This is a genomic window from Phyllobacterium myrsinacearum (assembly GCF_014138285.1).
Taxonomy (GTDB): domain Bacteria; phylum Pseudomonadota; class Alphaproteobacteria; order Rhizobiales; family Rhizobiaceae; genus Phyllobacterium; species Phyllobacterium myrsinacearum_A.
Genome location: NZ_JACGXN010000004.1, coordinates 1 through 22817 on the forward strand (window position 1 = coordinate 1; position 22817 = coordinate 22817).

Annotated in this window: 18 protein-coding genes; 4 read left to right on the top strand and 14 right to left on the bottom strand. The window is 58.2% G+C overall.

Going from position 1 to position 22817, the window contains the following annotated elements; translation table 11 throughout:
- Positions 1–147 precede the first annotated feature (147 nt).
- The 5 genes from FHW16_RS14750 to FHW16_RS14770 form a co-directional block, all read right to left on the bottom strand.
- Positions 148–1170, bottom strand: coding sequence for an aldose epimerase family protein (locus FHW16_RS14750; RefSeq protein WP_348643896.1), 1023 nt, complete (start codon positions 1168–1170; stop codon positions 148–150).
- A gap of 2 nt (positions 1171–1172) precedes the next feature.
- Positions 1173–2150, bottom strand: coding sequence for an ABC transporter permease (locus tag FHW16_RS14755; protein ID WP_182549984.1), 978 nt, complete (start codon positions 2148–2150; stop codon positions 1173–1175).
- On the bottom strand, positions 2147–3145 hold the full coding sequence (locus tag FHW16_RS14760) for an ABC transporter permease (protein ID WP_182549985.1): 999 nt from the start codon (positions 3143–3145) through the stop codon (positions 2147–2149). Before FHW16_RS14760 ends, FHW16_RS14755 begins: the two co-directional genes overlap by 4 nt.
- A complete protein-coding gene (locus tag FHW16_RS14765; protein ID WP_246711784.1) occupies positions 3142–4680 on the bottom strand; it encodes a sugar ABC transporter ATP-binding protein in 1539 nt (512 codons plus the stop codon). The genes FHW16_RS14760 and FHW16_RS14765 overlap by 4 nt, the downstream gene beginning before the upstream one ends.
- 103 nt (positions 4681–4783) lie before the next feature.
- Positions 4784–5764 (bottom strand): ABC transporter substrate-binding protein, encoded by a 981-nt coding sequence (locus FHW16_RS14770; RefSeq protein ID WP_182549986.1) that lies wholly within the window; start codon positions 5762–5764, stop codon positions 4784–4786.
- A gap of 174 nt (positions 5765–5938) precedes the next feature.
- On the opposite strand from FHW16_RS14770, the gene FHW16_RS14775 reads away from it, so the two are divergent.
- On the top strand, positions 5939–7090 hold the full coding sequence (locus tag FHW16_RS14775; protein ID WP_246711785.1) for a LacI family DNA-binding transcriptional regulator: 1152 nt from the start codon (positions 5939–5941) through the stop codon (positions 7088–7090).
- Here FHW16_RS14775 and FHW16_RS14780 read toward each other — a convergent pair.
- Together FHW16_RS14780 and FHW16_RS14785 are read right to left on the bottom strand one after the other, a co-directional pair.
- Entirely contained in the window at positions 7059–8426 is a 1368-nt protein-coding gene (locus FHW16_RS14780) for a sigma-54-dependent transcriptional regulator (protein WP_182549987.1), read from the bottom strand. The two genes, FHW16_RS14775 and FHW16_RS14780, sit on opposite strands and share 32 nt — an antisense overlap.
- Before the next feature lie 2 nt (positions 8427–8428).
- Positions 8429–10285 carry a sensor histidine kinase gene (locus FHW16_RS14785; protein WP_246711786.1) on the bottom strand — a complete coding sequence of 619 codons (1857 nt, stop codon included), beginning with the start codon at positions 10283–10285 and terminating at the stop codon, positions 8429–8431.
- A gap of 244 nt (positions 10286–10529) precedes the next feature.
- Between FHW16_RS14785 and FHW16_RS14790 the strand changes: the two genes are divergently transcribed.
- On the top strand, positions 10530–11855 hold the full coding sequence (locus FHW16_RS14790) for a dicarboxylate/amino acid:cation symporter (RefSeq protein ID WP_182549988.1): 1326 nt from the start codon (positions 10530–10532) through the stop codon (positions 11853–11855).
- A gap of 47 nt (positions 11856–11902) precedes the next feature.
- On the opposite strand, the gene FHW16_RS14795 is transcribed toward FHW16_RS14790, so the two are convergent.
- The 7 genes from FHW16_RS14795 to FHW16_RS14825 form a co-directional block, all read right to left on the bottom strand.
- Complete coding sequence (locus FHW16_RS14795) at positions 11903–13264, bottom strand: FGGY-family carbohydrate kinase (RefSeq protein ID WP_182549989.1); 1362 nt, start codon at positions 13262–13264, stop codon at positions 11903–11905.
- 6 nt (positions 13265–13270) lie between these two features.
- Entirely contained in the window at positions 13271–13594 is a 324-nt protein-coding gene (gene rhaM, locus FHW16_RS14800; RefSeq protein WP_182549990.1) for an L-rhamnose mutarotase, read from the bottom strand.
- Entirely contained in the window at positions 13591–14592 is a 1002-nt protein-coding gene (locus FHW16_RS14805) for an ABC transporter permease (protein WP_182549991.1), read from the bottom strand. Before FHW16_RS14805 ends, rhaM begins: the two co-directional genes overlap by 4 nt.
- A complete protein-coding gene (locus FHW16_RS14810) occupies positions 14589–15590 on the bottom strand; it encodes an ABC transporter permease (RefSeq protein WP_210278145.1) in 1002 nt (333 codons plus the stop codon). Before FHW16_RS14810 ends, FHW16_RS14805 begins: the two co-directional genes overlap by 4 nt.
- Before the next feature lie 8 nt (positions 15591–15598).
- The gene (locus FHW16_RS14815; protein WP_432652036.1) at positions 15599–17116 is read right to left on the bottom strand and encodes a sugar ABC transporter ATP-binding protein; all 1518 of its coding nucleotides are present in this window, start codon (positions 17114–17116) and stop codon (positions 15599–15601) included.
- 70 nt (positions 17117–17186) lie between these two features.
- Positions 17187–18182, bottom strand: coding sequence for a rhamnose ABC transporter substrate-binding protein (gene rhaS, locus FHW16_RS14820; RefSeq protein ID WP_182549993.1), 996 nt, complete (start codon positions 18180–18182; stop codon positions 17187–17189).
- A gap of 46 nt (positions 18183–18228) precedes the next feature.
- Entirely contained in the window at positions 18229–19041 is an 813-nt protein-coding gene (locus FHW16_RS14825) for a DeoR/GlpR family DNA-binding transcription regulator (RefSeq protein ID WP_182549994.1), read from the bottom strand.
- Between the two features lie 215 nt (positions 19042–19256).
- Between FHW16_RS14825 and FHW16_RS14830 the strand changes: the two genes are divergently transcribed.
- Positions 19257–21347: a bifunctional rhamnulose-1-phosphate aldolase/short-chain dehydrogenase gene (locus tag FHW16_RS14830; protein WP_182549995.1), complete on the top strand. Its 2091-nt coding sequence runs from the start codon at positions 19257–19259 to the stop codon at positions 21345–21347.
- Positions 21348–21409: 62 nt separating this feature from the next.
- Positions 21410–22702: an L-rhamnose catabolism isomerase gene (rhaI, locus tag FHW16_RS14835; RefSeq protein WP_182549996.1), complete on the top strand. Its 1293-nt coding sequence runs from the start codon at positions 21410–21412 to the stop codon at positions 22700–22702.
- Positions 22703–22817: the final 115 nt, after the last annotated feature.

Here is a 22817-nt window from a genome sequence, read left to right on the forward strand (position 1 = left end):
GATGCGGATCGGACGACCCGCATCCGCACGCGCCTGCATGTCCCGCGCCAATCCCGTCAGTGCTACATTGCTCGCCATACCAAAAACGCTCCTCATCTGGCTGTTTTGCGTTCCGGCATAGGACGGGAGCGGGCGCTTGGCAACTGGCTAGCGATGGAAGAAGCGGAATTCCGTGTGCTGCCGATAGGTCTCGCCGGGCCGCAGCACGGTATTGGGAAAAAGCGGCTGGTTCGGGCTGTCGGGAAAGTGCTGGGCTTCAAGGCACAGCCCCGCATGCGGACCATAACGCTTGCCGTCAAGACCGGTCAGCGAGGGATCGATCATCCGTCCGTCGTAGAATTGCAGACCGGGTTCGCTCGTATGGACCTGCATTTCAAGGCCATTGTCCGCGGCGAGGGACGCGGCGTGGCGCATGCCGTCCCTGATCTCACCATTCAGCACGAAGTTGTGGTCATAGGCTACCGACGGGTACGCTCCGATCAGGCGGGACAGACGGAATTCGAATGGCGTCTGATCGACAGACAGAATCTCTCCCGTCGGAATGAGGTCGTCGGAGACGGCCGTGTAGGCGTCCGCAAAAATCTGCAATCTGTGACTGCGGATATCAGCCGATCCATCGAGATTGAAATAGCTGTGCTGGGCAAAATTGGCGACTGTCGGTGCATCGGTCGTCGCTTCGATTTCCAAGCGCAGCGTTGAACCGGAGGTGAAACTGTAGGTGCAGTGCACCTCCATTGCACCCGGAAAACCCTGATCGCCTTCGGGCAGTTTCAATGTGAGCGTGACCGAGGATACGCTCCAGCTGGTAATGGTCCACAGGCGCTGGGATGTCCCCTTTGAGCCCCCATGCAGGGTCTGTTTGCCACCCTCATTCCGGTCGAGCTGATATGTTTTGCCGTCAAGAGTAAAATGGCCATGGGCGATCCTGTTGGCGTAGCGCCCGACCAGCGCCCCGAAATAGGGCGACAGAGCGGGATAGGGATCGAACTGCTCGAAGCCGAGCACCACCCTTTGCGGCGTGCCATCCGCCAGAGGGATCTGCAGATCGCGGATGACTGCGCCCCAGTTGAGAACATGCGCAAGCGCCCCGGACGGCGACTGGATTGTCGCCTGAAAGACCGGCTCTCCGGCAAACATTCCGAATGGCTGGGGTCCAAGCAGCGCACGCACGCTCAATGATCCCTTGCGGCGGCATTGCCGCGCGAGGACAGTTTCGCCTGCAGGATGACCACAATGAGCAGAAACAGGCCGCGAATAACCGACTGCCAGTAGGCGGAGAGCGAAATCCAGCCTTTGCCGTTTTCAAAATTGAGAACGTTGAAGAGGATGCCGAGAAGTAGAACGCCTGCCAGCGTTGCCCCGACCGAACCGACGCCGCCCGTCAGCAAGGTTCCGCCAACCACGACAGCGGCAATGGCGAAGAGTTCCCAGCCCACGCCTTCAATCGGCTGGCCTGCGCCGAACTGCGACGCGAGAATGACGCCCGCCAGACCGGCAAGGCCGCCGCTGGCAAGATAAACCAGAAATTTGATCCGCCCCACCGGCAGGCCCATCATGCGGGTGGCATCTTCATTGCCGCCGACGGCAAGGACGCCGCGTCCAGTGCTGGTGAAGTTGAGAACGACCCAGCCGGCGATATAGGCAGCCAGCGCGATCCATGCCGGGATGGGAAAGCCGAGGAAATTCTCCTGGCCGATGGTGGTGAAGCCGCTGTCATAGGAAACGGAAACCGATTGATTGTCGGCAAGCAGCAGGGCCGTGCCGCTCGCCGCCAGCATGGTTGCAAGCGTGGCAATGAACGGCATGATCCTCAGCCGGGTCACCAGCATGGCATTGACGAGGCCGACACAGAGCCCCGCACCGACGCCAGCACCGAGGCCGATCCACGTGCCTTGCGGACTGAAAAGCGCGGCGACGACGCTGCCAAGCGCGGCGGTTGACCCCACCGACAGATCAATGCCGCCGGTCATGATGACAAAGCACATGCCAAGCGCCACCAGCGCGAACATCGAATTGTAACGCAGCACGCTGGTAATGTTGAAGAAGCCCAGGAAGTAATCGTAACGCAGCCAGCCGAACAGGATCAGCAACAGGAGTGCAACGACGACGCCGTAACTGCCGAGCAGGGATAGAAATCGTGTCCGGGTCATGCGTGCGCCCTGCCTTGTTGCTGGATCCAGACGGCGAGAATGATGATCGCGGCTTTGACCACCAGTGCGGCGGCATCGGGGACACCGTTGGCCAACAACGTGTAGCGCACCAGCTGGATTGTCATGGCGCCGATCAGCGTGCCGATGATGGTCGCCTTGCCGCCGCTGAGCAGCGTGCCGCCAACGGCGACCGCGGCAATGGCGTCGAGTTCCATGCCAAGCCCGACCAGATTGGCGTCGCTGGATGAATTGATGGCGATGACGACGAGCCCCGCCAGCCCGGCGCAAAGACCGCTGATGGCATAGACAAGCAGTTTGACCTTGGCGACGGCAATGCCTGACAGTTCGGCAGCACGCTCATTACCGCCAATGGCGATGATCTGACGGCCAAAGACCGTGCGTTTCAGCATCCATGCTGCGGCGAGGACAATCAGCGCCATCAGGATCACCTGCACCGGAATGCCGAGCACCCGGCCAAGCCCGATGAACTGGAATTGCGGCACGCGGAATGTCTGCAGGTTGCCGTTGGTCATGACCTGCGCGATACCGCGACCGGCGATGAACAAAACAAGTGTGGCGACGATAGGCTGAATCCGGAAGGCGGATATGAGCCAGCCATTGAACAGGCCGAAGAGCCCGGCAACAGCGATGGAAACGACCATCGCGGCGGCAACGGCGAGATAGACGTTGTCGATAGGAATGATCTTTCCGAGAAAAATCATCGGAGCCAGGGCGCCCGAAATGGCCATGAGCGAACCGACCGACAAATCGATGCCGCCGGTGGCAATGACCAGTGTCATGCCGACCGCGACGATGACGATGGTGCAGACCTGCGTCAGGTTTACATTCAGGGTCTGTATCGTTGCGAAATTGCGGGTAAACGCCAGATTGAACAGGATCAGCAGTACAAGAGCGATGAGCGTGCCGTAGCGCGCGAGAAAGTCGAATGGATCGAAACGTTTCCCTGTGTGGGCCGTTTGGGACGTGTCGGTCATATCTGGGCCTCCTCGACAACAGGCGCATTGCCGTGGGCCATGGCACCCATAAGGGCGTCTTCGGTGGCGGCGGCCCGGTCGAATTCTGCAACACTGATGCCGTCACGCAGGACGAAGACCCGGTCAGCGCCCTCGATGACCTCTTCCAACTCGGAGGAGATCATCAACACGGCCAGACCCTGATCCGCCAGTGATTTGATCAGCGACTGAATCTCGCCCTTGGCGCCGACGTCGATGCCACGGGTCGGTTCGTCGAGAATAAGCAGGCGCGGGTTCATCGCGAGCCAGCGGCCGAGCAGGACTTTCTGCTGGTTGCCGCCGGAAAGTTCGCGCACCTTCTGATCCGGACCGGAGCATTTTATGCCAAGCTTCCTGATGAAATGCTCGACAATCTCCCGCTGTGCTTTCTCGTCGATCACCCCTGATTTTGCGAGCTTTGGCATCAGCGCCAGCATCATGTTTTCGGCAACACTCATATCAGGCACGATGCCTTCGCTCTTGCGGTCTTCCGTGCAGAAGCCCAGACCCGCAGCAATCGCGTCGGATGGGCGCCGGGGTTCAAATGTCTTGCCGCCGTAGGTCATGGCGCCCGCCTTCAGACGGTCGATGCCAAAGACCAGCCGCGCCGTTTCCGTACGGCCGGCGCCGAGCAATCCAGCAAAACCGGCAATCTCGCCGCTGCGGATGTTGAATGAGACGTCCTGAACGATCTGGCCCACGGCGAGATTGTCGGCGGAGAGCAGTATTTTGCCGATGTTCTTTTCGTCGCGTGCGGTGAAGGCGGTCGCATGGCCCTCGGCTTTTTCAATGCTTCGGCCGAGCATGGACGAGACCAGATCGATCTTTTCGATCTTATCCATGCGGGCCGTTTTGACTGTTTTACCGTCGCGCATGATCGTCACGCGGTCACATACCGCATAGAGTTCATCCAGCTTGTGGCTGACGAACACCACGGAGACGCCTTCCTGTTTCAACTGGCGGATGACGTTGAACAGGACGCCGACTTCGCGCTCGTCCAGCGAGGACGTCGGCTCGTCCATGATGACGAGTTTGGCGGAGAACCCGATTGCGCGGGCAATGGCGACCATCTGCTGGGTTGCCGTGTTGAATTCCATGAGGGGACGGCGCACGTCGACGCGAATGTTGAAGCGCTGCAGCAGACCCTCGGCTTCCCGGTGCATGCTCGCCCAGTCGAGAAGGCCGAAACGGCGCTTTTCCCGTCCGAGGCAGATATTCTCCGTCAGGGAGCGGTAGGGAACCAGATTGATTTCCTGATAGATCGTGCTGATGCCGTTCGCCTGCGCCTGTTGCGGTGAGGAAACCTCGAACGGCTTGCCGTCGAAGGTCACGTCGCCGGTATCCCGCTTGTGATAGCCGGTCAGAACCTTGATGAGTGTTGATTTTCCCGCGCCATTCTGGCCGATCAGCGCGTGAACCTCGCCGCGTGCCACGGTAAATGCGGCGGCCGAAAGGGCAGGGATGCCGGCAAAACGCTTGTCGATACCTGTCATCGACAGAAGATTATCGGTGTCCATTTGCTACGCCATTTCTGAAATCAGCGGAAGTTTTGCCTGACACAGGTATGCGTCAGGCAAAGAGAAAGCCAGCGCCCCATTGGAGCGCTGGCTTCGTTGGATATCAATAGGCGGAGCTCAGCAATTTTGCTGCGTTGCTGGAATCGTAGAACTGATCCGGATTGATGATGTTAGGAGCTATCTTCTCTCCGGCAGCGTAGGCAACGGCCGTGTCATAGGCCTTCGGGCCGAAACGTGGATTGCATTCGACGACTGCGGCGATCTTGCCGTCAACCACCGCCTGCACGGCTTCCTTGCCGCCATCGATCGACAGGACGAGGATGTCCTTGCCGGGCACCTTGCCCGCGGCTTCGATGGCCGAAATCGCGCCAAGTGCCATTTCGTCATTGTGGGCGTAGATCACATTGGCATCGGGATGGGCCTGAAGCAGGGTTTCTGCAACCTGGCGCCCCTTGTCACGGGCAAAATCACCGGTCTGCGAGGCAACAATCTTGAAATCCGAATGCTTGGCGATGACGTCGTCAAAGCCCTTCTTGCGGTCGTTGGCAGGCGAGGAGCCGGTCGTGCCTTCGAGTTCGATAATCTTGGTCTTGCCCTTGCCATTGGCCACCAGCCATTCGCCGATACGCTGACCTTCCTCGATGAAGTTGGAGCCGATGAAGGTCACGTAATCGTCGCCTGCCTTGGCAAGGGACGGATCAACGCTGCGGTCGAGCAGAATGACCGGAATACCGGCATTCTTGGCGGCCTTGATGGCCGGAATCAGTGGCTTTTCCTCACGCGGAGCCAGGAAAATCAGATCAACACCTTGCGCGATCATCGAATTGACGTCGGCGACCTGCTTGGCTGCGGAACTTGCCGCATCCGTATAAACAAGCTGCCAGCCGCGCTTCTTGGCTTCTTCCTGCATGCTGGCTGTCTGGGCCAGACGCCACGGATTGTTGCTTTCCGTCTGGGCAAAGCCAACCTTGTAGGTGTCTTTCTTCTTCAGGGGCGGTGACGCTGCGAAAACGCTGCCTGCAGCCATGGCGGCGATGAGGCCGGCGGCCGACGTGAGCAACAGGGTACGACGGGTAATGGACATACGAATTTTCCTCCCAGAAATTCAGAGCGTGGTAATTCCACTGGCCTGATCATCTTCATTTATAAAAATTAGTCAATAATTATTTATGTTGATTAGTCGGTGGTTCGCTGCATAATCATTGCAGGCGGTTTGGTTGATTCAGACGCGCTATGCGTGGCAGAGGGCTAGCTTCGAATGAACGACACAGTGGATGATACAACCACTGAAAAGAACAAGCCCACCCGGGCAACGGCCCGGCGCAAGCGTGTGAACAAGCGTGTGACGATGACCGATATTGCGCGCATTGCTGGCTGTTCGCAAGCCACGGTTTCCTTCGTTCTCAACAAGACTCCGGGCATCAAGCTGGCGGCGGAAACGCGCGAACGCGTGATCGAGGCCGCGCGCTCGCTTGGCTATGCAGCACCCAATTTTGCCCACCTGGATGCAAACGAAACCTATGTTCCTGCGGTCGACGGTAAAATCGGCTTTGTGGTGGACCAGCTGGCAACCAGCCCTGAAGCCGTGGTTGCCATCGAAGGGGCACGGCAGGCATCGTGGAATGCGGGCAATATCATTCTGGTTGCCCAGACATTGAATGACCCCGAGATGGAGCCGCGCACCATCCGCGCCCTGTGCGAGCAGGGCATTTCCGCGCTGATCTACATGGCGATTTTCACCCGCGAGGTGACTTTGCCCGACTACCTCTACGATCTCGATATTCCGCTGATTCTTTTAAACTGTTATACCGCCGATTACGCGTTTCCCGCTGTCATTCCGAGTGAGATTGCCGGCGGCCAGCACTCGACCCGCCATCTGATCCAGCATGGTCACAAGCGGATCGGGATCATCACGGGCGAACCCTGGATGGAAGCGGCAAAAGATCGGCTTCGCGGCTACCGCCGGGCGCTGGCGACCGCCGATATCCCCTTTGATCCGGAACTGGTGATCGAGGGCGACTGGTCGGCAAGTGCGGGCTACAAAGCCACGAAAACGCTGCTGGCGCTGAAAGACCGGCCCACTGCCATTTTCTGCCAGAACGACCGGACCGCGATCGGCTGTTACGAGGCTTTGAAAGAAGCCGGGATCCGCATCCCAGAAGATATTTCGGTTATCGGATATGATGATGAAGAAATTTCGCGGCATCTGCATCCGCAATTGACCACGTCCGTTCTGCCGCACCGGGCGATGGGCCGATGGGCCATCGAACAGCTCGATACCTATAGTCCGGGAGGCAGCACGCGCTATCCGGTCACCAAGCTCGAATGTCCCCTGGTCGAACGTCTCTCGGTGACGGAGCGTGCCGGGTTGAATGGCTCTAGATCTGGCCCGGGGGTGACTTTCCTTTAATATAATCAGCCCGGTCAATGCCGTGGCGTTGGAGCTTGTCGTAAAAGGTCTTGCGCGGAATCCCCAGGGCTTCGATCGTTGTTCTGACGTCACCCTCATTGGCGGACAAGGCATCACGGATGAGTTTCGCCTCGTATTGCTCCATGGCATCAGGCAGATGAACGGGTGTCGGGGCATGCGCGGCAACACGTTCACCGCCCATTTCCCCCAAGCCAAGCGCCACCCGCTCGGCAAAATGTGCCAGTTCACGCACGTTGCCGGGCCAATCGTGCTCCATCAATCGTGCGCGCAGGGCTGATGTCATTTCCTGCGGTTCCGTCTTGAAGCGGATGGCCGCGCGGTGCAGGAAATGCGTGAACAGCAGCGGAATATCCTCCTTGCGCTCACGCAGTGGCGGTATCGAGACCGTGACGACATTCAGGCGGTAGAACAGATCCTCGCGGAAATTGGCGCGCTGTTCGGGGCTGCCAAGATCTACCTTCGCGGCGGCCACGACCCGCAAGTCGACGGGGCGGTGTTCATTGGTGCCGAGCGGCGTGATTTCCCGCATTTCAAGCACCCGCAGCAGCTTGACCTGTGTGGCGAGGGGCATGCTTTCGATTTCATCGAGAAAGAGCGTGCCGCCGCTGGCATACTCGATCCGCCCGATGCGCTTTTTCTGCGCGCCGGTGAAGGCTCCCGCCTCATGTCCGAACAATTCGCTCTCGATCACAGATTCCGGCAGGGCACCGCAATTGAGCGCGACAAAATTGCCCTGCTTGCGGCGGCTCCATTCGTGCAGGAGCCCGGCGGCTACATCCTTGCCGCTTCCGGTCTCGCCGGCAATCAGCACATCCACATCCGCATTGGCAACATGGCGCAAGGTTTTGCGCAAATTCTGCATCACGGGCGTCTGGCCAATGAGCGGAACTGTCTCATCGGCGGACTCCATGATCTGGCGCAACTGGCGGTTTTCCATGACAAGGTGGCGCTTGTCGGCAGCGCGGCGGATGCTCTGGACAAGGCGCTCGGCCGGATAAGGTTTTGCGATGAAATCGTAAGCCCCTTCCTGCATGGCCTGAACTGCCATCTCGATATCGCCATGTCCGGTAATCAGGATAACCGGCAGATCCGCGTCCATCTCGCGCAGGCGCCGGAAAAACTCGAGGCCATCAATATGCGGCATGCGTACATCACTGACCACGACGCCGGTAAAATCGGGCGTCAGGAACCGCAGCGCGCTCATGGCATCGGCAAAGGGCACGACGCTGAATCCCGCGAGCTCGAGGGTTTGCCGGTTGGCGTTGCGCAGATCGTCATCATCGTCGACAAACGCAATGTGTGGTTGAAAATCCATGATCAAACAACCCTCTTTAGATGTACCGTGAACGCGGTTCCGGCGCTGCTGCTTTCCACTTCGATCCTTCCGCCATATTCGGCAACAATGTCATGGCAGATCACCAGCCCAAGTCCGAGACCACGATCTTTGGATGTGTTGAAAGGGGTAAAAAGAGCCTGCATGATATCATCGGGAATGCCGGGGCCATTATCCGCCACGGTCAGTTGTACTTCGCTATCTGCGACTGCGCACCGGACGCTGATTTGACTCGAAGGACCGCCTTCCGTTGCTTCCAGGGCATTCTGCATCAGGTTGATCAGAACCTGTTCGAGCCGGATGCGATTGCCGTGCACTTTTACGTCTGCCGGAGGTGTCTCGGTGGTGATCTTGCCGACGGTCTGGCGGAAGCGGCTTCCAAGAAGGAGAAGCGCGCCTTCGATGACATCGCTGACCGCCGCCGGGCCTGCATCACCGGTGCCCTTGCGGGAGAAGGTGCGCAGTTCATCGGTGATGCTGCCGATGCGTTCCGTCAATCCGGCAATGGCGGAGAGGTTCTCTTTCGCCGGCTCAGTCTGGTTGCGCGACAGGAAAGTCTTGGCGTTATCCGCATAGGAGCGAATGGCCGCCACAGGTTGGTTGATCTCGTGGGCGACGCCTGCGGTCACCTGTCCAAGAATGGCAAGGCGATTGGCCTGCACAAGCTCCTGTTGGACGGTCTGCAACTTGGTTTCGGTTTTCTGCCGCTCCTCTGCCTGCATCACCAGTTCGGCATGGGCGGTGCTGAGCGCTTCGGTCCGCTCCGCAACGCGGCGCTCCAGCTCGAGCCGGGCCAGTTCCTGTTCCTGCAGGCGCCGCAATGCCAAGCCGCGGCGATAGAGGAAAAATCCGGTAAATCCGAGCACCGGCGCAAGAACGGCCAGTGCTGCGAGCTGGGCGGATCGTATGGATTCCGTCACCGCCGCTCCGGCCGGTGTCAGCAACTGCAGTGTCCAGTTCGTCGTAGGAACCGGCACGCGCACGCGCACATATTCTTTCTGCTCGCTGGTGCCGGGCATCTGCGCCTTTACCCTGTCAGGGCTCGATTGCGTCAGGGCTGGTGTGACGTTCAATGGGGCAAGCGGGGCACTGCCGAATTGCAGGCTCTCGCGGATCGGGCCGACCTGATCGGGCGGGATCGGCGCTTGTGCCATGAAACGCCACTCGGGAAAGCTGGTGATCAGGACAATGCCGCGCGGATCGATAACGTAGGAGGGATCGCTGCTTCGGCGCCAGTCCGCTTCAAGTTCATCAAACTCAACCTTGACGACGATGACGCCAAGCAGGCCGGAAGGACCATCGACACGGCGCGAAATATAAAGGCCCGGCCGCTTGCTGATTGTGCCGAGTGCATAATGTTCAGCACTGCCATTCGCCATCGCGCGGAGATAATAGGGCCGGAAACTATAGTCTATGCCGACAAAGCTTGTCGGCTCCTGCCAGTTGCTGGCGGACAGCGCCGTGCCTTTCGCATCCAGGAGATAGATAACCGAAGCATGAGTCCCTTCGATCAGACTTTCCAGCTTGCGATCGACGAGGTGCAGCATGCTCTCGCTGCGCGCCGTCAGTGCGCTGATGACATCGCGATCCTGTGAAAGGACAAAGGGTAGGGAGCGCTGTTTTTCCAGCACGGTTCGCAGAAGAACAGCATTGAGCTCCGCGGCGCTTGCTGCTCTGGTTTCCAAGGTCGTGTAAGCACGGTTACGGCCATAATCATTGGCGGCCAGCAAGGCGCCGAGAATGATGAAAACAGCCAATGCACCGAAGATGATTTTGCGCGCTGCACCTGACCCTGCGGCTGCAGGCAATGTGGCTGTCTCTCTCTCTGCCAGATTGTCCATGATTTATTTGTGCATAGATCCGCACGATTGACAATAAGCTTGTGCGTAATTCCGCACATTCAAAACAAAGCAATGTTTTCACTTAGAATAATATTATTGAAAATCAGTAGTTTATGGAAAAATATCCGGTTGGCACGGCGCTTGCTAATGGGATTGGAGAGAATGCGTAGGTTGTTCTCGAGAACAAGGGCCCGGGAGGCTGACAGGGTTTCTGCCAGACGCGGCTCGCACCATGGAGGAAGACATGAGTCCTGTAACCATCAGTGCTGCGCCGCAGCCGCACGTCAAGAAACCAATCTATACCCATCTGTATTTCCAGGTCATCGTTGCCATCACGATCGGTATCGCGCTTGGCCACTACTATCCGGATATCGGCACGAGCATGAAGCCGCTTGGTGATGCCTTCATCAAACTGGTGAAGATGATTATCGCCCCGGTTATTTTCCTGACCGTGACAACCGGCATTGCCGGGATGAGCGACCTGCAGAAGGTCGGTCGCGTTGCCGGCAAGGCAATGATCTACTTCCTCACCTTCTCGACGCTGGCGCTGATCATCGGCCTTATCGTCGCGAACGTCGTGCAGCCCGGTGCAGGCATGAACATCAATGCGGCAACACTTGATCCGGCTGCTGTTGCCACCTATACGCAGCAGGCGCATGAACAGAGTGTCATCGGCTTCCTGCAGAACATCATTCCAACGACCATTGTCGGTGCTTTCGCGTCCGGCGACATCCTGCAGGTCCTGTTCTTCTCGGTTCTTTTCGGTATTTCGCTGGCCATGGTCGGCGAGCGCGCTGAGCCGGTCACCAACTTCCTGCATACGCTGTCCGCACCGGTGTTCAAACTTGTTGCCATTCTGATGAAGGCTGCCCCCATCGGTGCTTTTGGCGCCATGGCTTTCACCATCGGTAAGTATGGCATTGCATCGGTCGCAAACCTGCTGATGCTCATCGGAACGTTCTATCTGACATCGATCCTTTTCGTGGTGATCGTTCTGGGCGCTGTTGCCCGTTACAACGGCTTCTCGATCTTCGCTCTGATCCGCTACATCAAGGAAGAACTGCTTCTCGTTCTTGGTACCAGTTCTTCGGAAGCTGCCCTGCCGACGCTGATGGCGAAAATGGAAAAGGCCGGCTGCAAGAAGTCCGTCGTTGGCCTTGTTATTCCGACCGGCTATTCGTTCAATCTGGATGGCACCAATATCTACATGACATTGGCTGCACTCTTCATCGCGCAGGCAACCAACACACCGCTGACCCTGACCGATCAGGTTCTGCTGTTGCTGGTTGCGATGCTCAGCTCCAAGGGTGCCGCCGGTATTACCGGTGCCGGTTTCATCACGCTCGCGGCAACGCTGTCCGTGGTTCCGGCCGTTCCGGTCGCCGGTATGGCGCTGATCCTCGGTATCGACCGTTTCATGTCGGAATGCCGCGCCCTGACCAATCTCGTCGGCAATGCGGTGGCAACGATTGTTGTCGCCCGCTGGGAAGGCGAACTGGACAAGGGTCAGCTTGATCGTGCGCTGCACGGCGGCGTCAGCGAAGATGAAGCTCTCGCCTTCGCCGGCTGATGTCCAGCCATGAATAAATTCGAAAGGCGGGCTTAGGCCCGCCTTTTTCACGTAAGGCGGTCACGCCATGCCTTTGCATAGGCATCGAATGCGGCATCAAGCGGTTGTACATTTCCGATCTTCGCCTGTGTGGGAATTGTCGCGCCGGCAAGAAGCGCCGCGCCAAGACTGGTTCCGGTTGAGCCCGGCAGCGCGACGACTTCCCGCTTCGTCAGGCTGCGCAGGGCAGACAGATACACCACGTTGCGGGCAAATGGACCCTCCACAACGGTGGCGCCCTCAGCCCCGATCAATTCAAGGCTGATTTGGGTCATCAGAGCGGCATAGAGAGACGCTGCAGCAGTTCGTTCTGCCGGTGTTCGGGCTTCGCCGTTCGGCCACACTGCCTCTCTGTCCGGAAACGGCCCTGTTCCCTTGACGAGACTTGGCAGCAGCATCACCTGATCGCGAATGACGTGCTCTAGCGTTTCCGTATCGGGAGCGATGGCATTGCCACCCGTCAGAAGGTTGAACTCCCGGCCACCCATGAACCGGGCCGATGGCACCGCCTTGCCGTAGGCGTCCACGTTGGCAAGCGTATCGCGTTCCTGATCAAGCTGATCCAGCCGCCCGCCCACGGCAAACAGCACAACCCATGTGCCTGTCGAGACAACCGAAAAGGGTGAGCTGCGCGTCATCCGATGCGGCAGCAGAGACGCATTGGAATCATGAATACCGCAAAAGACCCGCACAGGTTTCTGGACACCGAGCAGATGTCGAAGAGATTCCAGCAAATCGCCGATATGGTCGAAAGCCGAGCGGATGGGCGGCAGGAGCGGACGCAGGTCCAGCGTATCGACGAGGCTGGAATACTCTGCCTTCCGGGGATTCCACAAATCCGTGTGACACCCAAGCGACGTCACTTCGTTCACCGCAACGCCTGTGAGCCGCCACACCCAGTATTGGGCGTAGGTCAGGATGGTTTTTACATCCCTGAACAATTCGGGAAACTGCGTCTTCTGATAGTGAATCTGAGCGCCGACATTCAGGCCGCCTGCAAGATAGGGCGAAGCGGTCTCGGCAAAATCCGGTCGCAGTTCCGCGTAGGACCGGCGGATGGCATCGGGATAGGTGTGTTCATAGTCGATGACGGGCATGGCTAGCCCGTTGTCCCCGAGTAGCGCTGCCGATGCGCCATGGGCAGTGACGGATATCGCATCGAAGCCCGGTGTGGTTGCGAGTTCCTTCAGCGAGGCCAGAAAGAAGTCCCAGAGTGCGTCGACGCCATAGTGGGGATAGGGGCCGCTGGTGACAACGCGATTAGGTGTGCCGCAAGCTGCAAGCTCAACACCGCTGGCAGCATCAACCACAACGACTTTGGCGTTGGTTTTGCCAACGTCAATGACAGCGATATGGCGTGGTTTGGTCATGTCAGCTCAGGCCAGATGAAACAGGCAGACCAGATTGGACTGCACCGGCGAATTGTCGGGGTTTGTCACCATGATGTCGGCCATGTGCGCCCACCATTTCTTCATCACTGGATGGCCGGGAAGATCAGCCATCGTATGACCTGCCGGGCGGGTCAGAATACCGAACAGCGTGTTGCTATCGCGATCAAGGTGGATCGAATAGTCCCGCACACCGGCCTCGTGCAGAAGATCGATCAATTCGGGCCAGATGGCATCGTGGCGCCGCTTGTATTCTTCTTCCATGCCCGGATTGAGCGTCATCTTGAACGCATAGGTTTCCCGGGTGCTCATGCGTGTTTCCTGTGTCTGATCCGGCGGATGATGATGGGCAACGTGATGGTGATGATCAGAAGCAGGCCGATGAAGATCGACATGACGATGCCCGGCACGTTGAGAAGCCCGAGGCCGAATGTCACCAGCCCCATGACAAAGGCGGCGATGACCACGCCGCCGATGGTTCCCGAGCCGCCGAGAATGGAGATGCCGCCCAGAACCACCATGGTGACGATTTCGAGCTCCCATCCTTGCGCGATGGAAGGCCGTGTCGAGCCGAGGCGGGAGGTGAGGCAGACCGCAGCGATGCCTGACATCAATCCGGTCATCAGGAACAGCGTGAACTTGATGCGTTCAACACGGATGCCGGAAAACCGGGCGGCAAACTCATTGTTGCCGATGGCATAGACGCGCCGGCCAAAATTGGTCGCATGCAGAAGAACGGCAAAGAGAATGGCCAGAACGGCAAAAAGTGCGAACTCAAACGAAATCACCGAGAAGACATAGCCTTGTCCGAAATAGGCGAAGGACGCGGGATAGCCGCCATAGGCTTTGTCGCCGAGGACGATATAGGCAATGCCGCGAAACAGGCTCATCGTGCCGATGGTCACGACAATGGACGGCAGGCGCAGCCCGGCCACGAGGATGCCGTTGATCACGCCGCAGCCGGCGCCGACGGCGAGGCCGATAGCAACGAGGCCGGGCGTACCAACGCCCATCTGGGCCGCAGCACCCATGGCTGTCGAGGCAAGCGCAATGATCGCCGCAACGGAAAGGTCAATCTCTCCGGCAATGATCAGCAGCGCCATGGCGAAGGCCACCATTGCCTTCTCGGTGAAGTTGAACGTAGCGTCGGAGAGGTTCCATGCATTGAGGAAGTAGGGAGAAGCAAACGAGTTGGCGATGAAAATCAGGATTGCGACAACCAGCAGCAGTGCTTCCCAACTGGCAAACAGGCGCGTTGTGGATGTGCCGAGACGATCCGGGATATGACGTTTTTCACTGACCGTGCTCATGCGATACCCTCGATCTTTTCCGATGCCCCGCGATCACGCAGAATGATACGGCCGCGCCGCCGTTCTTGCCGCGCATTGAAGATCACGGCGGCGATGATCACGCCGCCCGAGATCGCCATTTGCGAGAAGGGAGAAATATTGATGACCGGCAGGGCATTCTTGATGACGCCGAGAAACAGCGAACCCAGCAGCGCGCCGGCCACCGAGCCAATGCCGCCCAGTGTCGAGATGCCGCCGATGACGCAGGCGGCGACGCTGTCGAGTTCGAAGCCTGCGGCAATGTCCACATAGGCCACCGCATAGCGCGACACCCAGAGATAGCCGCAGAGACCGGCGAGGGTGCCCGATATGACGAAGGCGAAAAAGCGCGTGCGCCCGACATCGATACCCGCATAGACCGCTGCAGTCGGGTTGCCGCCGGAAGCATAGATAGCACGGCCAAGGAACGTGCGCGACATGACGATATAGATGATGGCGACGATGACGATGGCGGTCCAACCGAGGATGGGCAGGCCAAGAAAAAGCTGGCGCGGGGTTTGCAGGAACGGTTCGGTCATCTGGTGAGCGTTGACCCAGCCGCCGCCGGAGAGAACGAAAGCCATGCCGCGATAGATGGTCAATGTGCCAAGCGTCACGACAATCGAGGGAATGCCGAGTTTCCAGACAAACAGGCCGTTGATCGCCCCGAGGATCGCGCCGATGCTAAGCGCGGTGAGAATGATCACAGCCAGCGGCAGGTCCGGATGCGCCGCGTTGAGCATGGCGACGGCCATGCCGGTAAAGGCAACATTGGCCGCGACGGAAAGATCAATCGATTTGGTCAGGATCACGGTCATCTGGCCAAGGGCGAGAATGATCAGGATTGATGTATCATTGAAAATATTCGAGAGGTTCGAAGGGCTGGCAAAGCCGGGCGAGCGCGACGAGAAAACCCCGAGCAGGACGGCAATGATCACCACCAGCAGCATTTCTCGAAATTTGAACAGTTGCTTGATCATCCCGATCCTCACGCGTTGCCCGTTGCGGCGCGAACCAGTGTCTCGGCATTCATGTCAGCGCGCTCGAACAGACCGGCGGACAGGCCTTCGCGCATCACGAGCACGCGGTCGGACATGCCAAGAATTTCCGGCAGTTCCGATGACACCATGATAATGCTGAGGCCTTCGCCGGCGAGTTCGCTGATAAAGGCATGAACTGCGGCCTTCGAACCGATATCGATACCCTTGGTCGGTTCATCCAGAATGAGAATTTTTGGTTGTGTGGCGAGCCATTTGCCGATGACTACTTTCTGCTGGTTGCCGCCGGAAAGTGTACCGACCGGCACCGAAAGCGCGGCTGCCCTGAGGTCAAAGCGTTCGGCATATTTTCGCGCGAGCGCCAGTTCCTCCGCTGCGCGCAGAAAACCCGAGCGGGATGTTCGTCCAAGCGACGGCAATGAAATGTTCTGATAGATCGGCAGTTGCAGGACAGCGCCGTGGCGGCCGCGCTCCTCCGGCACGTAGACAATGCCCGCATGGATCGCATCACCGGGCGAACGGATCTGGATCTCCTTGCCCTCCAGTTCCAGCCTGCCGCCGGACGGCCGCGTCACGCCGAAGAGGGACTGGCAGATTTCCGAGCGGCCCGCACCGACCAGCCCGTAGATGCCAAGGATTTCACCCTTCCTGAGTTCAAAGGAAATGTCGCGGAATTCGGTGGGGTGGCTGTAGTTCTCGACTTTGAGAACTGTTTCGCCGAGCGGAATATCAACTTTTGGAAAGGCATGCTCGATGGAGCGGCCGACCATGAGGCGGACAATGTCGTTCTGGTTGATATCAGCAAGAATCCCGCTGCCGACCGCCCTGCCATCACGAAACACGGCATAATTGTCAGCGATCTCGTAGACCTCATCGAATTTGTGGCTGATGAAGAGAATGGCCTTGCCCTGTGCTTTCAGCCGCTTGACGATCTGAAAGAGGTCATCCACCTCTTTACGTGACAGGGCGGCGGTCGGCTCGTCCATGATGACGATACGCGCGTCGACCGACAGTGCGCGGGCAATGGCAACGAGATGGCGCTGGGCGATGGACAGGTCTTTCAGACGCGCGCGCGGATCGATGTTGCTTTCGAGCGAGTGGAGGAGGGCGAGCGCCCTTGCGTTGACGCCCCGCCAGTTGACCAGCCCCAGCGATGTCTTCGGTGCATGACCGATGAAAATATTCTCGGCGACCGAGAGTTCATCAAACAGCACCGTTTCCTGATGGATGGCGGTGACGCCGTGATCGATGGCGTCCTGTGCGTTGCCGAAGGTGACGGGCTTGCCGTCAATGTGTATCTCGCCTTCGTCGGATTGATAGATACCGGTCAGAATTTTGACGAGCGTGGACTTGCCCGCGCCGTTTTCGCCGATGAGAGCGGTCACTTCGCCGGAGAATAAAGCAATGTTGACGTCATCAAGGGCTTTTACACCTGGAAATGACTTGGAGATGGCCCGCATTTCCAGAATGGGGGTTGCGGGAGGTGTTTCAGCAAGAGCTGTGGTCATCATGGCCATACCGAAGGGTTAAAAAATGCCCGGCAGAAGGTCTGCCGGGCTTTGCGACACGATTGCCGGATCAGAAAATCTTGGAAAACTGATCGATATTCTTCGCATCATAGACGAAGGGATCAGCCATGGCCGCTTCGCCGTTTTCACCAATCTTGATCTTGCCCATGCGGCCGGCATTGATTTCACTGCCGGGCTTGCCATCGGTGTCACCCTTGACCAAGCGGTAAGCAATTTCCGTGGCGGAGTAGCCAAGGTCAATCGGATTCCAGATGGCGAATTCCTTGGTGGCACCTGACTTGATGGCGCCTGCCATTTCAGATGGCAGACCGAGGCCGGTGACATAGACGGTGCCGATTTTCTTGGCATCGGATACTGCCTGCGAGGCGGCCAATACGCCAACCGTGGTTGGTGCGACGATCACTTTCACATTGGGCTGCGAGGTCAGGAGGCCCTGGGCTTCGCGGTAGCTTTTGTCGGCGAGGTCATCGCCATAAACTGTCGTCACGAGGTTGAGGCCGGGGAAATTCGGCAGCTGCTTTTTCATCTCGGCAATCCAGGTATTCTGGTTAGTCGATGTGGTCGTTGCCGAGAGGATGGCAAAGTCGCCCTTGCCGTCAGGCAGATGGGCGGCGGCAAGCTGCAGGCACATCTTGCCGATCAGCTCGTTCGACGACGGATTGAGATGGACGATGCGGCCTTCCTTGGCCACGGCGGAATCCCACGAGATAACCTTGATGCCGCGCGCCATGGCTTTCTTCAAAGCCGGTACAACCGCGTCGGGATCATTGGCGGAAATGGCAATCGCATTGACGTTCTGGGCGATCAGCGCGTTGATGACCTCGATCTGGCCTTCCGCTGTCGTCGATGTCGGTCCGGTATAGATGACCTCGACCCCGCCCAGTTCCTTCGCGGCTTCCTGTGCGCCTTTGTTGGCCGCTTCAAAGAAGCCGTTGCCGAGCGATTTGGCGACGAGGCCGATTTTGATGGTTTCTGCGTGTGCCTGTGATGCCAGCATGGCGAGGGCCAAGGCCGAGCCCAGTGCGAGTTTCTTCAACAGTTTCATTTTTCATCCTCCCTAGATTGAAACACACCGCTTCGGCGCCTGGTTTTTATGCGGTCGAAGCGGAATCCCTTGATTTGTCTTGAACTCCCACCTTTGCGATGACGAGCTCAACCCCGGCGTCCTCCACCATCTTCCGGTCAGCATCTGAAATGCCGTCATCGGTGATGATTGTTGCGACCCTCTGAAGCGGGCACAGGATGAGACTCGAACGGCGCTGAAACTTGGTGGAATCCACCAGCAGCACCAGTTCATCCGCCTGATTGATCAGCTTCTGCTCACCCTGAATGATCAGCGGGTCCGATTCCATGGCACCGAACGGACCGACGCCGACGGCGCCCATGAACATGCGCTTGCCGTAGAAATTACGGGTCACGTCATTGTCGAAAGGCGAGAGGATCATGCTCTGCTCGCGGTAGATCATGCCACCGGGAATGATGACGGTGCTCTTGGAGTTCTTCACCAGATGTTCGGCAATGGCGAAGGAATTGGTCATGATCTGAAGGCGGCGCGTCGCGAGGTAATGCACCATCTGGAATGTTGTGGTGCCGCCGTTGAGAATAATGGCGTCACCCTCACTGCAGAGGCCCACGGCTTCGCGGGCAATCGCTCGCTTCTTGTCGATGTTCTCGGCTTCGGAGACGCGAAACGGCCTGCCGGCAAGCGCGGTCTGCTGCGGCGGGTGGATGGCCTCCGCCCCGCCGCGCACCCGGCGCAGCTTGCCCTGTACGTGCATGGAGGCGATGTCACGACGGATCGTTGCTTCCGACGCTTCCGTCAGTTCCGCAATGTCCTGAATGGTGATGAACGGCTTTTCCTGGACGGCACTCAGGATAATACGTTGGCGCTCACGTTCGTGCATTTCTTCCCTCCACTATCGCAAACATTGCGCAAATAAACGGGCGGTGTCAATCAACTTCAGTCAAATTTATTCATATTGCACTGCACAAATGCAATTTTATGATTGAATTTGATCATTTATGATTGACAGCAAATGTCTCCCTGTTTCATAGCTAGAGGAAATTCACATGGCTGCGGCGCGATGTCCGGCCATCAGAACGTCTTCGGGAGGCAAGCATGGCAAACAAGGTCCAACTTCTGGATAATCGTTGGGATGATCAAAAGGCTGCCATGCTGGACGAGCCCGGCAAGCTGCTCTACCGCTCCAATCTTCTGGGCGCCGACAAGCGCATTACCAATTATGGTGGCGGCAACACCTCGGCCAAGGTTTCGGAAACTGATCCGCTGACCGGCAAGCCGGTTGAGGTGCTTTGGGTAAAAGGATCGGGCGGCGATGTCGGTACGATCAAGCTCGACGGTTTTGCCACTCTCTACATGCAAAAGCTGGAATCGCTGAAGTCCATCTACCGGGGTGTGGAAGACGAAGACCGGATGGTGGGTTTTCTGCCCCATTGCACATTCAATCTCAACGGCCGCGCCGCATCGATTGATACGCCATTGCATGGTTTTGTGCCGTTCAGGCATGTGGATCACATGCACCCTGATGCGATCATTGCCATTGCTGCGTCGAAGAACTCTCGAGAGCTGACCAAAGAGGTCTTTGGTGACGAAATCGGCTGGCTGCCATGGCGCCGCCCGGGGTTTCAGCTCGGTCTCGATCTCGGCGCCTACGTGGCGGCCAATCCCAATTCAAAGGGTGTTGTGCTGGAAAGCCATGGACTCTTTACGTGGGCCGATGATGCCAAGGAATGCTATGAACTGACACTTGATATCATCAACAAGGCGATTGTCTGGTTTGATGCCAAGACGGCAGGGAAACCGGCATTCGGCGGGGAGGTGGCGAAGAGCCTTGATGCGCCCAGACGCCGTACCATCGCCGCGCGGCTGATGCCGGAAATTCGCGGCAAGATCGGTGTATCCGAACGCAAGCTTGGCCATTTCGACGATCAGCCGGCGGTGCTGGAATTCGTCAATTCCCGTAACCTGCGTCCGCTTGCGGCGCTGGGGACAAGCTGCCCCGATCATTTCCTGCGCACGAAAATTCGCCCGCTGGTGCTGGATGTCGATCCGGCCAATCCCGAAGCCGCTGTCGAAACGCTTGATGTGGCGCTGGAAGCTTACCGCGCCGACTACGCCCGCTATTACAACGCCTGCAAACATGCCAACTCGCCTGCCATGCGCGATCCCAACCCGGTGATCTTCCTCATTCCCGGCGTCGGCATGCTGTCCTTTGCCAAGGACAAGGCAACAGCCCGTATTGCCGGAGAGTTCTACGTCAACGCCATCAACGTGATGCGCGGCGCGTCATCTGTCTCGGAATATCAGGGGCTGCCGGAACAGGAGGCCTTCGATATCGAATACTGGCTGCTTGAGGAAGCCAAGCTGCAGCGTATGCCGAAGCCGAAATCTCTGGCTGGGCGTGTCGCTTTTGTTACCGGCGGTGCCGGCGGTATCGGTCGTGCTACGGCGGAGCGGTTGCTGGATCAGGGCGCTTGTGTTGTTCTTGCGGATATCGATGCCGAGGCACTGAAAGCCGCCCATCAGGATTTTGCAGGGCGCTACAGCACCGATGTGGTGCGCGGTGTCCAGCTCAACGTGACGGATGAAGCGGCCGTGATTGCCAGCTTTGCCGAGGCGTCGATTGAATTCGGTGGCATCGATATCCTTGTTTCCAATGCCGGTATCGCCTCGTCTGCTCCGATAGAGGTCACGGAGCTTGCCATGTGGAACCGCAATATGGACATTCTGGCAACCGGCTATTTCCTCGTATCGCGCGAAGCATTTCGCCTGTTCAGGCGGCAGAAGATCGGCGGCAATGTTGTCTTCGTCGCATCGAAGAACGGGCTTGCCGCATCGCCCAATGCCAGCGCCTATTGCGCTGCCAAGGCCGCGGAAATCCATCTCGCGCGCTGCCTCGCGCTGGAAGGTGCGGAGGCCGGTATCCGCGTGAATACGGTTAATCCAGATGCGGTGCTGCGCGGTTCCAAAATCTGGAATGGCGAGTGGCGCGAACAGCGGGCGGCCTCGTCCAACCTGCAGGTGGACGAGCTTGAGGAACATTACCGCAAGCGGTCGCTGCTCAAGCTCAACGTGCTGCCGGAAGACATTGCCGAGGCGATCTATTTCCTTGCCTCTGATGCATCTGCCAAATCGACAGGCAATATTATCAATGTCGATGCTGGCAACGTGCAGAGCTTCACGCGATAAGTGAGCAAGTTTTGTCAGGCTCCGTAGAAACAAAACTTGCTCCAAGTCCCGGGGAGGACATCATGGCTGAACTACAAATATCAGGCGATCTGATCGCGTCCGAAAACGACAAGCTTGCTGCGGCACAGAAGAGCGACTTCGAGGCGCTGGGCGCGCATCTCGCCCGCCGCAACATCGATATCGAGGCGATTACTACCAAGGTGGCCGATTTCTTCGTCGCCGTTCCCTCGTGGGGTGTCGGCACCGGCGGTACACGCTTTGCCCGGTTTCCGGGCCAAGGCGAACCGCGCGGCATTTTTGACAAGCTCGATGATTGCGCGGTCATCAACCAGTTAAGCCGTGCGACACCCAATGTCTCGTTGCACATTCCGTGGGACAAGGCCGATCCGAAACAGCTCAAAGCCCATGCGGAAGCGCTCGGCCTTGGCTTCGATGCGATGAATTCCAACACCTTTTCCGATGCACCGGATCAGGTGCATTCCTACAAATACGGCTCGCTCAGTCACGTGGATGCAGCTACGCGCAAACAGGCCATCGCGCACAATATCGAATGCATCGAAATCGGCAACGCGATCGGTTCGAAGGCCCTGACCGTGTGGATCGGCGACGGCTCGAATTTTCCCGGCCAGAGCCATTTTGCCCGGTCGTTCGAGCGCTATCTCGATGCCATGGCGGAGGTTTACAAGGCGCTGCCGGATGACTGGCGCATCTTCTCCGAGCACAAGATGTTTGAGCCCGCCTTCTATTCGACCGTCGTGCAGGACTGGGGCACGAATTATCTGATCGCCCAGACATTGGGGCCGAAAGCGTTCTGTCTCGTAGACCTCGGCCACCACGCGCCGAACACTAACATCGAGATGATCGTGTCACGGCTGATCCAATTCAAGAAACTCGGTGGCTTCCATTTCAACGATTCCAAATATGGCGATGACGATCTCGATGCGGGTTCCATCGATCCATACCGGCTGTTCCTTGTTTTCAACGAACTTGTTGATGCGGAAGAGCGCAGCGTCGAGAATTTCCATCCAGCGCATATGATCGACCAGTCGCATAACGTGACAGACCCGATTGAAAGCCTGATCTCCAGCGCCAATGAAATCCGCCGCGCCTATGCGCAGGCGCTGCTGGTTGATCGGGCGGCACTGGGTGGTTATCAGGACGGCAATGATGCGCTGATGGCATCGGATACCCTGAAGCGGGCATACCGGACGGATGTTGAACCTGTACTCGCTGAGGCTCGGCGCCGGGCAGGGGGGGCCATCGATCCCATCGCCGCGTATCGAGCCAGTGGCTACAGGCAAAGGGTTGGGAAAATACGGCCTGCCAGCACGGGCGGCAGCGGCGGTATCATCTGACGAGGATCGTCCATCGATTGCATGACCAAGGCAGCGCCATCAGCGCTGCCTTTTTCTTTTTTGTTTGACAGCGCCTGATACATTTGGTCTTATTCTACTATAAAACACTATATAA

Bases quoted from the DNA above. Each gene is read 5' to 3' on its own strand.
- FHW16_RS14755 (WP_182549984.1), bottom strand. From the start codon at position 2,150: ATGACCCGGACACGATTTCTATCCCTGCTCGGCAGTTACGGCGTCGTC.
- FHW16_RS14760 (WP_182549985.1), bottom strand. From the start codon at position 3,145: ATGACCGACACGTCCCAAACGGCCCACACAGGGAAACGTTTCGATCCA.
- FHW16_RS14765 (WP_246711784.1), bottom strand. From the start codon at position 4,680: ATGGACACCGATAATCTTCTGTCGATGACAGGTATCGACAAGCGTTTT.
- FHW16_RS14770 (WP_182549986.1), bottom strand. From the start codon at position 5,764: ATGTCCATTACCCGTCGTACCCTGTTGCTCACGTCGGCCGCCGGCCTC.
- FHW16_RS14775 (WP_246711785.1), top strand. From the start codon at position 5,939: ATGAACGACACAGTGGATGATACAACCACTGAAAAGAACAAGCCCACC.
- FHW16_RS14780 (WP_182549987.1), bottom strand. From the start codon at position 8,426: ATGGATTTTCAACCACACATTGCGTTTGTCGACGATGATGACGATCTG.
- FHW16_RS14785 (WP_246711786.1), bottom strand. From the start codon at position 10,285: ATGGACAATCTGGCAGAGAGAGAGACAGCCACATTGCCTGCAGCCGCA.
- FHW16_RS14790 (WP_182549988.1), top strand. From the start codon at position 10,530: ATGAGTCCTGTAACCATCAGTGCTGCGCCGCAGCCGCACGTCAAGAAA.
- FHW16_RS14795 (WP_182549989.1), bottom strand. From the start codon at position 13,264: ATGACCAAACCACGCCATATCGCTGTCATTGACGTTGGCAAAACCAAC.
- rhaM (WP_182549990.1), bottom strand. From the start codon at position 13,594: ATGAGCACCCGGGAAACCTATGCGTTCAAGATGACGCTCAATCCGGGC.
- FHW16_RS14805 (WP_182549991.1), bottom strand. From the start codon at position 14,592: ATGAGCACGGTCAGTGAAAAACGTCATATCCCGGATCGTCTCGGCACA.
- FHW16_RS14810 (WP_210278145.1), bottom strand. From the start codon at position 15,590: ATGATCAAGCAACTGTTCAAATTTCGAGAAATGCTGCTGGTGGTGATC.
- FHW16_RS14815 (WP_432652036.1), bottom strand. From the start codon at position 17,116: ATGACCACAGCTCTTGCTGAAACACCTCCCGCAACCCCCATTCTGGAA.
- rhaS (WP_182549993.1), bottom strand. From the start codon at position 18,182: ATGAAACTGTTGAAGAAACTCGCACTGGGCTCGGCCTTGGCCCTCGCC.
- FHW16_RS14825 (WP_182549994.1), bottom strand. From the start codon at position 19,041: ATGCACGAACGTGAGCGCCAACGTATTATCCTGAGTGCCGTCCAGGAA.
- FHW16_RS14830 (WP_182549995.1), top strand. From the start codon at position 19,257: ATGGCAAACAAGGTCCAACTTCTGGATAATCGTTGGGATGATCAAAAG.
- rhaI (WP_182549996.1), top strand. From the start codon at position 21,410: ATGGCTGAACTACAAATATCAGGCGATCTGATCGCGTCCGAAAACGAC.